This is a genomic window from Flavobacterium sp. (assembly GCF_024305175.1).
GTDB lineage: Bacteria > Bacteroidota > Bacteroidia > Flavobacteriales > Flavobacteriaceae > Flavobacterium.
The window spans coordinates 12,353-22,120 of the sequence record NZ_JAMWYY010000049.1 but is presented as its reverse complement, the minus strand read 5'-3'; the positions used below and the strand labels follow the sequence as shown (position 1 = coordinate 22,120).

The following is a 9,768-nucleotide window of genomic DNA, read 5'->3' as shown; positions in this document are numbered from 1 at the left end:
TTTATATTAATATATTCATTTTTGATAAGTACACCTGTTTTTTCTCAAACATTAGGCAACTTACTACTCGTTAAAGTTGAAAAAGACCGGAATTTAAAAATTGATAAGCAGAAAATTTTTCTTCATGCTGTTGAGTTAGATACTAATAATATACCGTTAAAAAACACAACTTCTAAACTTATAATCTCTGAAGGTTACACAGACCAACATATTTTAGAATGCATAAACAAAGACTCCATCCACTTAAAAACATTTCGATCTTCTGACAACTTTATTTACAACGGAGGTTTTGGATATAATAACCTGGATATCATTAACCTGTATTCGAAAGAGTTTAAAGAACTCATTGAATTAAAGATAAACTCAAAAGTATATAAAGAAAAGATAAAAGTATCTTACCTATTTATCAGTTGTAAATACTGTATAGGCAACATGGCCAAAAAAGATGGAGAAATGATTGGTTATCAAGGAGAGATAATTCTTCTAATGGATAAACTAAAGGTTGATAGTAAATTTGAGTTAGATACAGATGAAATGTATGATGTAATAAAGTCACTGAATCTAAATGATTTTATTTACTAACCATTATTTTAATGGGTACAAATTCTTTAAGCCTGATTAAAATCCAACTTATGAAAATAGCCGAACTAATTACTCTTACAATGGTTTCAATATTATTTCTCGGCTGTAATAATAAAGAATTGATTAAGCATGACATTGACTTGACAGTTAAATATGGTGATACCTTTAAATCAATAAAGCTTGACGAAGAAGGCAATGGTTTTTACTTTGTACAAAAACTAAACAAGTTGGCAAATGTATACAAATTCAGGTTTAGCACTGATAATGTTGAAACGCTGAATAATAAGTTATCTAATATTGTTTTTGCTGAATGTGAAAACCTGATTAATGTCAGCGATGGTTTACAGTATAACCTATTGCTTGATAAAAAGAATATTTATTCAACTGTTGGTGCCTGTCCTGATTTAAAAGTGAATGATTCTGTCGTAGAACTTTTAATAGAACTAACAGAAAATCTTGAAAAGGAAGAATTATTCACCAGCTATAGTACAATGGTTGCTCCTGAATTTCCTGAAATTATATACTCATTTGAATGATTAATCTAACTTATAAAAGAACTATTCTAATCTTGTTATTTATTACTTGTTTATTTTCCTGTAGCGACAAGTTAATACTTATGGATAATAATAATGATTATATTACAGTTAATAAAAAAAGATATATTACTGTCAATTATATACACACTAAAACTTTAAACACCAAGTCACCTTATCAAATACTAATTATTAACAAAAATGAAAATTCGGTGAATGTATTTTCTACAGTTTTAGAAAACTCTTTAATGTTTTATTCTCATAAAAATATTAGCATAAAAAAGAGTCTGATGATATTTGACAGTCATTATAAAAATTATATGAAAGATGCTGTTCACAGTGGTGAGAAAAAAATTAAGTTTATAGTAATCCCTCCTAATGACACTTTAACTGTAAATATTAATCCTAATGTTATACCTGATGTAAGAAAGATTAGATTAAGATATTATTATTTCATTTCAGATGAAGATAGCAATTTACTTCAAATTGATAACATTCTGCTACTACATTCAGAGGTAGAACTTGATTCGCCTACTAACATCAATAAGGATTAGCACTACCTATATTAATTGCAAAACCTCAATAAAATTAACAATTGTGTAAATTTAAAATTAGCTTTTTCGATTTACTAATTTTGTATCATGAAAAATAGCCACCTGAATACAACTATTGTTATACTCTGCCTATTGCTTGTAGCGGGTAAAATGACTTATAATATATACTCAGTGGTATTTGAAACCGAAAGCAAAAAATGGGAGCAGTTCTTTAATTTAGGTATATTATGTATAATTTTTTATTTCAGTACTACTCAAACAAAGAAGTCATCAAGAAATGTAAAACCAAATTGAATTAACCACATAGTATCCTTATCCATACCGAAATATTAACAAAAAAGCTCCCTTCCGGGAGCTTTAGTTTTCTATTTCATTTTCATGAGCCATTTGCGCATTGAAACTTCTTCATTTATTATCCGTCTCAGTTCTGATATTTTAACCTTGCCCTAAGCCATAATGTCGTGATGGAGAATGGTTACTTGTCTGGTGGATATCTCTGCATTTTACTATATACTAAAGTCTCATTTTAGGATGTTTATAATATGCAAGGCTATCTAAATACTCATCATTTTTATCTCACTTTCCAGAATTTGTATCGGGAATTTTACATATTTGCATTATCAGCTAAATATGCTAATCTACCCAAATATGAAAAAAATTACTTTACTTGTTATATTGCTGCTCAGCACGGCGTGTATTGGGCAGGAGCAAACTACGTTGGCAGACACGCTTGACACAAAATGCAGGCATGAGATTAAAATTGGTCTCTTCAAAGCAATTTTAAGTGGTAAAGTGGAAGCTGGCTATGAAAGGATTATTGCAGAAGACTTTAGCCTTGGCTCTTACGTAATGGTAAATTTTGATCGCACAGGAGCATACATTGAAAACTTTTATGCATCTGCATTTGTAAGATGTTATTTAATGGAATTTGAGGGTCAGTATGCGGATGGATTCTTTGTAGATGCAAACATTAAATATTTGAATGTAACCTATGATGAATATAAACGCTACTATGGAGGTTTACATGATTTTTATGGTTGGGAAGGAGCAGGTTCAGATGACTTTTATCGTTGGACTGGATTTAAGCCAAAGACAACTTACGATGCCATAGCTGTAGGTGCTGCATTAGGGTGGAAATATCAATGGAAAGGTATTTCTCTGGAGTTATTACTTGGGGGTGAACGAAGGCTCTTAAAACTCAACCACATATCAGAATACATGTATCGCGGCGATGCGAATATTTGCTATAGGTTTTAAAACAAAAAAGCTCATCATGGGGGAGTTTTAATTTTCCATGTAATGAAGTGATATTTTTCTCTATAATATAGGCTAAATAGATTCAATCACACTGTCTCATCCCCTAAATAAGTATCAATATCAAAATCTTCATATCCGGTAACGCATTTTTTGACACGTTGCATTACGGCAGGTGTAATTCGCATATATTGTTCTTCCTCAAAAAATGTAATAAGGCTTTCAATTTCATCAGCTTTTGAATTATTCACCATCCACACCCATGTCATCGTCTCGAGTATTTTAAGTACAGTAATATGACTCTGGAAATATGGATTGTCAATCTTTTTCCTTATAAGTTCTAATAACACATTACCCGATTGACCTAGCAATATGTCTTTACCGGCAAACATTATTTCTTTCAATGGTTCACGGGATAGTTGATCTTCTGTAAATACTTCTTTAAGTTGTGAATTATTGCGTATAATCGAAATTATTTCTTCTGATGAATACAATCCATCGAGGAGAGCAATATTGAGTGCATTAATTACATTGGTAATTCTTTCTTTCATATTTATTTTAAAAAGAAAGCTCCCTTCCGGGAGCTTTAGTTTTCTATTTCATTTTCATGAGCCATTTTCGCATGGAAACTTCTTCATTTATTATTCCTCTCAGTTCTGATATCTTAACCCTGTCCTGAACCATAGTGTCGCGGTGGCGGATGGTTACCGTTTGGTCTTCCAGTGTCTGGTGGTCAACCGTAATACAGAAAGGCGTGCCCAGGGCATCCTGCCTGCGGTAGCGGCGGCCAACGGCATCCTTCTCGTCATAGGCTACATTAAAGTCCCATTTAAGGTCGTCTATAATTTCGCGGGCTACTTCCGGTAGTCCGTCTTTTTTAAGTAGCGGAAGCACTGCGGCTTTTGTTGGTGCCAGCACAGCAGGGAGTTGCAGCACGGTGCGTTCTGAACCGTCTTCAAGGGTTTCTTCTTTAAGCGATGTGGCAAATACTGCAAGGAACATCCTGTCTAAGCCAATAGAGGTCTCTACTACATACGGCACGTAGTTTTGGTTCAGCTCAGTATCAAAGAACTGTAGTTTTTTACCGCTAAATTGTTCATGCGCTTTAAGGTCGAAGTCTGTACGGCTGTGTATGCCCTCAAGCTCTTTAAACCCAAATGGGAAGTTAAACTCAATATCTGCTGCTGCATTGGCATAATGCGCCAGTTTTTCGTGGTCGTGAAAACGGTAATTCTCTGCACCCAGGCCAAGCGACATGTGCCATTTAAGGCGGGTTTCTTTCCAGTACTCATACCATTTCATTTCTTCGCCGGGGCGCACAAAAAACTGCATTTCCATCTGCTCAAACTCACGCATACGGAAAATAAACTGCCTTGCTACAATTTCGTTACGGAAAGCTTTACCGGTTTGGGCAATACCAAACGGTATTTTCATCCTTCCGGTTTTTTGCACATTAAGGAAGTTAACAAATATACCCTGTGCCGTTTCCGGGCGCAGGTATAAGTCCATAGCATGTTGCGCTTCTGCACCAAGCTTGGTACCGAACATCAGGTTAAACTGGCGTACCTCTGTCCAGTTCTTGCTCCCGGTATCAGGGTCGGCTATTTCAAGCTCCTCAATAAGCGCTTTTACATCCGCAAGGTTCTCGCTTTCCAGCGAGCGTGCCATGCGTTGTAAAATAGCGTCTTTGCGCTCTAAATATTCTTTGGTACGCGCGTTAGTAGCCTTAAACTCTTCTTCGTTAAAGGCTTCACCATAACGGGCACGTGCTTTTTCTATTTCTTTCTGGGCTTTCTGGTTCAGCTTTTCGGCATAATCTTCTATAAGCACATCGGCCCTGTAGCGTTTTTTGCTGTCTTTGTTGTCTATCAGCGGGTCGTTAAAAGCATCTACGTGTCCGCTGGCTTTCCAGGTGGTTGGGTGCATAAATATAGCGGCATCTATACCTACTATGTTTTCATGCATCTGCACCATAGCTTTCCACCAGTATTCGCGGATGTTCTTTTTCAGCTCGGCGCCGTTTTGCCCGTAGTCATAAACTGCGCTTAACCCGTCATATATTTCGCTCGACTGGAATATAAAGCCATACTCCTTTGCGTGCGATATTACATTCTTAAATATATCGTCTTGTTTTGCCATGCTGCAAAAATAGGAAAAGGTTTTTTTGGATACTGTCCAAAGTAGTATATTTTCCTAAAAAGGTAATCCAGCAAGTCTATCAGAAAGAATTTTGCCTAAACCACTTAGATTATAACTTGTTTTATTAGTCCTTATAAGTAACCTTATTTCAACTAGGAAACTTAAAAATGACTTAACTCTATCATCATCTGATAGACTAAAGTTACCATCTTGAAGAATTTCAGTAGAATCAACATCATCTAATGACATTCCAAAAATTGAAAATATAGATTGAATCTGTACAGTATTTAAACCTTTAGCATTTTCGTAGATCAGGTTTTCATAAAACCTTTCTATTTGTCCATTAATCTCGCTGTAATATGAAGTTGTGGTTTGTAAATTATCATACTTTTTTTTCAAATCATCATTTAAAGTATTTTGCTCGGCTAGCAAGTTAGATTGCGAACTTATGTTTTCGTGAAGAATAGTAATTTGCTGATTGAAATTATCACGTTCAAGTTCCAACGTTTTTTCCATTTGATTTAATTTTTCTTGCCACTCCTCATTAGTTTTTTTCCCAGTTTTGGCTTCTTCAATTTGCCATTCTAAAGTTGCAGCATTTTTTTTCATCTTTAAAAGTGCCAATGACTTTTTATTGCGTATATGTGTTCTTTTACTCAGAATAAATTGCAAAGCCCAATCGAGTAAAAGCATAATTGTTGGTGCTAAAATTGATACAAAAATCGCTTTTACTAATGGGACCCAAATCCTTTTAAAGTTTGGATCATCATAGACTTTATAAATATAATTTATACGCTCTTCAATAGGTTTATGTGACAAAAAAAATACTGATAATACATCCCAATTATATAATATTAATACGATTATATATACTGTTACAATAGGATATTTTAATCTCTCACGGAATAATTTTACTAACTCATTTGAAGTACTTTCGATAATTTTTCAGCTTATTAAACAAAATTAATAATGTTAAATATATAAATACTATTTTATGATTTAATTTTAGCCCATGCTAAAAAGCCTGATTAACCTGCTGTATCCTGAAATGTGTCCCGGCTGCGATGATGTACTGCCTGTCGGCGGTATGCTATTGTGTGCCACGTGCCTGCACGACATGCCCTACACACAGCATCACAAAATAACGGATAACGAAACCTATAAAAGGTTTTATGGCAGGCTGCCCTTAGAACACGCATCATCATTGGTCTATTTTCATAAAGAGGGTATAGTGCAGCAGCTTATACACCAGCTTAAATATAAAGGCAGGCAGGATATAGGCGGCTTTATGGGGCAATGGGGTGCGCTTAAGCTGAAAGAGGTTGATGCGCTACGCGATGTAACCGATATTATACCCGTACCGCTTCACCCTAAAAAGCTGAAGGAACGCGGCTATAACCAGGTTGCAGCTTTCGGGCATGCAATTGCAGAGGGTTTAGGGGCAGCCTACACTGAAGATGTACTTATAAGAACGAGCTATACCAAAACCCAGACTAAGAAAAACCTCGAGGCAAGGGCAGCTATTATAGGCTCTGCTTTTGATGTGCGGTATAGCGAGCAACACCACAACAAGCACTATTTGCTGATAGACGATGTTGTTACCACGGGCGCCACGCTCGAATCTTGCGGAAGGGCACTGCTTACAATACCCGGTGCAAAGCTTAGTATTGTTACGATTGCCTATGCACATTCTTAAATTTTAAAAAACATTTTATTTCCACTGAATATAATTGTTATTTTGTGCAGATAATGATTTCACCATGCTGAAGAACAGGATACTCATTTACATGATAATTGCCGTATTGGCTCTTACCGGCTGTGCAAAGCGCGGTAATATTACCGGAGGGCCTTTAGACACCATTCCGCCCGTGCTGGTTAGCAGCTCGCCAAAAAATATGAGCACCAATTTTACCGGCAAAGAAATACGCATCAATTTTAATGAGTATATCAAGATAAAGGATGTAAACAAGCAGCTTATTATTTCACCACCAATGACTACGCCGCCGGTTATTACGCCTGCCGGTAGTGCCAGCGAATACATCCGTATTAATATAAAAGATACGCTAGAGCCCAATACAACCTACAGCTTTAACTTCGGGCAAAGTATTACCGATAACAACGAAGGTAACCCCTACTCTCAATTTAGGTTTGTATTCAGTACCGGAAGCTATATCGACTCGCTTTCGCTTGGCGGAAAGATAAAAGATGCCTACAGCCTCGAAACCGATAATTTTGTTACCGTAATGCTGTATGAGGAAAATGAAGCTTATAATGACTCCACCATATACAAGCAGCAGCCCCGCTATGTTACCAACACACTCGACAGTATGGTAATGTACTCACTGCAAAACCTTAAAGAAGGCAGGTACAGGCTTTTTGCTTTAAAAGATGGCAACAACAATTATAAATACGAACCCAAAAGTGACAAAATCGCATTTCTCAATCAGACCATTACCCTACCTAACGACACATTATATCAGTTAGAGTTATTTAAAGAAAAACTGCCTTATAAACCTAAAAAGCCAAGCCAGGTTTCATCTAACAGGCTGGTGGCAGGCTATGAGGGAAGTATAAAACCTGAGGAAATTAAAGTTAAGGTAAACCATGCTGTTACAGGCGAAGCCATACAAAGCCTGGTTACAAACATGAAAGATAAAGACTCGGTGCAGGTATGGCTGCCACGCAATATAGTTGCCGACTCCCTTAAAGTTAACGTAGCCTATCGCGACTCTATTAAAGAGTATAATGTGCGGTTTAAAGAGATGAAGGCTGCCGATTCACTGTCGGTTACTGCAGTACAAAAGGGAGGCATCCACTTTCGTGAAAAATTTACGCTGCAAATGGCAACACCGCTTATTGCTGTTGACAGTACTAAAATAAGCCTAATGCAAAAAGACAGCACTGCGCTTACCTTTACACATGTGTACGATGCTTTTAAGCAGGAGCTTAAGTTTGATTTTGTAAAGGATGAGAACCAAAAGTACACTTTTACGCTTTTGCCAGGTGCACTGCGCGACTTTTACGGTAAAGAGAACGACACAATCACCTATAATCTATCTACAACAGGATATGCCGATTATGGCAATTTGTTTATCACGTTGCAGAACGCTAAGCGTTTTCCGCTGATAGTGCATGTAACCGATACTAAAGGCGAAATGATTGCAGAATATTACTCTGAAGGCGAAACCAAGGTTAGCTTTGAAAACTTGCAACCTGCTTTATACCGATTAAGGGTTATATATGATGATAACGGCAACCGTGAATGGGACACTGGGAATTACCTTGAAAAAAGACAGCCTGAACAGGTTATCTATACCCCGAAAACCATAGACCTGCATGCCACCTGGGACATGGAGGAAACCTTCGACCTTAGCGTTGGGGGTGGAGGGTAAAACTGTCCCTATCGTTCAGAAACCCGAACTTAGCCCGGATTTCGCCAAGGTGGGCTTTATCCAACTCTGTTGTTTGTACATCTTCATAGGCAAACGGTTCCAACAAATAATTGCCAAGCCCGTCTATAACCTGTGAGTGGCCGTTGTAGTTATTGCCATTCTCATCCTGCCCGTTGCGGTTGAGGCCTGCCACATAGCACATATTTTCTATAGCTCTGGCTTGCAGTAATACATCCCATGCCTGTATGCGTGGCTGAGGCCAGTTGGCAACATACAGCAACAGGTCATAATCTTCCGTATTACGTGCAAAAACAGGAAAGCGCAGGTCGTAACACACCTGCGGGCATATCTTCCAGCCACGGTACTCTAAAATCAATTTATTGCTGCCTGCAGTATAGTGCTTATGCTCACCTGCAAGTGTAAATAAATGGCGCTTGTTATAAGTCTTGTAACTGCCGTCAGGATATACAAAATAAAGGCGGTTGTAGTAATTGCCGTTTTCCTTTATTACAAGGCTGCCTGTTATGGCGCAGTCTTTTGCCTTAGCCATTTGCTGCATCCATTGCACCGATTCGCCGTTGCTGTCTTCCGCTACGCTTTCCGGGTTCATGGTAAAACCTGTAGCAAACATTTCAGGCAGCAAAATCAGGTCGGTAGCCTCTATACTGTTTATTTTTTCGGTAAAGTTATCGCGGTTGGCTTTGTGGTCTTCCCACGTTAAATGGGTTTGTATAAGGGAAATTTTCATTATCGGATTTTATATTCCATGAAGTTAGTAAAAGTAATCTAAAATGAGAAATAGTATAATAAAGAGACCCACAGCCTAAAAATAGTTGTGGGTCTCCATCGAACTAAGTATTTTAAATCTAATTTAATTTAGCCTAAAGTTACTGACAAGCCTTCTTTGGCTTTTTTGTACTGGTAAGGCCATAATAAAATATGGAGAGTAGAATTGCAATGTTGAAAAACCTTTCCCAAATTAAAGATTGCGTGTCATAGATGAAAGTATAGACATCATAAATTAGTTTTGACAACACGACTAATAAACTAAAGATAATAAAATATTTCTTCATGATAGGATAAATTAATCCATGTTAGCGCTTATGCAGAATTTACAATACAAACAATAATAACTAGTAACAACAATATAAATTTAATTTCTAATTTTTATTATTCATGCGAATCTTGAACAATTAACATTTGTTGAATTTAAAAAGTGAGTCTCAACGTTTTTATATGCAGTTCATCTAAAACTGTTGCACCAACCGCACCACTGCCTTACTTTTGACATCAAATAGCAATAGTAAATTAATT

10 protein-coding genes are annotated in these 9,768 nt (G+C 36.8%); 6 read left to right on the top strand and 4 right to left on the bottom strand.

Going from position 1 to position 9,768, the window contains the following annotated elements; all coding sequences use genetic code 11:
• The 4 genes from Q0K96_RS11435 to Q0K96_RS11420 form a co-directional block, all read left to right on the top strand.
• The coding region (locus Q0K96_RS11435) for a hypothetical protein (RefSeq protein ID WP_297334126.1) at nucleotides 1–582 on the top strand (582 nt) is incomplete at its 5' end.
• A gap of 50 nt (nucleotides 583–632) precedes the next feature.
• Nucleotides 633–1,118: a hypothetical protein gene (locus tag Q0K96_RS11430; RefSeq protein ID WP_297334125.1), complete on the top strand. Its 486-nt coding sequence runs from the start codon at nucleotides 633–635 to the stop codon at nucleotides 1,116–1,118.
• 80 nt (nucleotides 1,119–1,198) lie between these two features.
• Nucleotides 1,199–1,669: a hypothetical protein gene (locus tag Q0K96_RS11425; protein WP_297334124.1), complete on the top strand. Its 471-nt coding sequence runs from the start codon at nucleotides 1,199–1,201 to the stop codon at nucleotides 1,667–1,669.
• 648 nt (nucleotides 1,670–2,317) lie between these two features.
• The gene (locus Q0K96_RS11420; protein ID WP_297334123.1) at nucleotides 2,318–2,926 is read left to right on the top strand and encodes a hypothetical protein; all 609 of its coding nucleotides are present in this window, start codon (nucleotides 2,318–2,320) and stop codon (nucleotides 2,924–2,926) included.
• An 86-nt stretch (nucleotides 2,927–3,012) separates the two neighbouring features.
• On the opposite strand, the gene Q0K96_RS11415 is transcribed toward Q0K96_RS11420, so the two are convergent.
• Genes Q0K96_RS11415 through Q0K96_RS11405 form a run of 3 tightly spaced genes read right to left on the bottom strand, consistent with a single transcriptional unit; the run spans nucleotide 3,013 to nucleotide 5,881 of the window.
• Nucleotides 3,013–3,474 carry a hypothetical protein gene (locus Q0K96_RS11415; protein ID WP_297334122.1) on the bottom strand — a complete coding sequence of 154 codons (462 nt, stop codon included), beginning with the start codon at nucleotides 3,472–3,474 and terminating at the stop codon, nucleotides 3,013–3,015.
• Between the two features lie 43 nt (nucleotides 3,475–3,517).
• A complete protein-coding gene (locus Q0K96_RS11410; protein WP_297334121.1) occupies nucleotides 3,518–5,062 on the bottom strand; it encodes a glycine--tRNA ligase in 1,545 nt (514 codons plus the stop codon).
• 54 nt (nucleotides 5,063–5,116) lie between these two features.
• Nucleotides 5,117–5,881: a hypothetical protein gene (locus tag Q0K96_RS11405; protein WP_297334120.1), complete on the bottom strand. Its 765-nt coding sequence runs from the start codon at nucleotides 5,879–5,881 to the stop codon at nucleotides 5,117–5,119.
• Nucleotides 5,882–6,074: 193 nt separating this feature from the next.
• Between Q0K96_RS11405 and Q0K96_RS11400 the strand changes: the two genes are divergently transcribed.
• Nucleotides 6,075–6,758: a ComF family protein gene (locus Q0K96_RS11400; protein WP_297334119.1), complete on the top strand. Its 684-nt coding sequence runs from the start codon at nucleotides 6,075–6,077 to the stop codon at nucleotides 6,756–6,758.
• A gap of 64 nt (nucleotides 6,759–6,822) precedes the next feature.
• The gene (locus tag Q0K96_RS11395) at nucleotides 6,823–8,454 is read left to right on the top strand and encodes an Ig-like domain-containing protein (RefSeq protein ID WP_297334118.1); all 1,632 of its coding nucleotides are present in this window, start codon (nucleotides 6,823–6,825) and stop codon (nucleotides 8,452–8,454) included.
• Here Q0K96_RS11395 and Q0K96_RS11390 read toward each other — a convergent pair.
• Entirely contained in the window at nucleotides 8,432–9,202 is a 771-nt protein-coding gene (locus Q0K96_RS11390) for an amidohydrolase (RefSeq protein WP_297334117.1), read from the bottom strand. The two genes, Q0K96_RS11395 and Q0K96_RS11390, sit on opposite strands and share 23 nt — an antisense overlap.
• Nucleotides 9,203–9,768 lie beyond the last annotated feature (566 nt).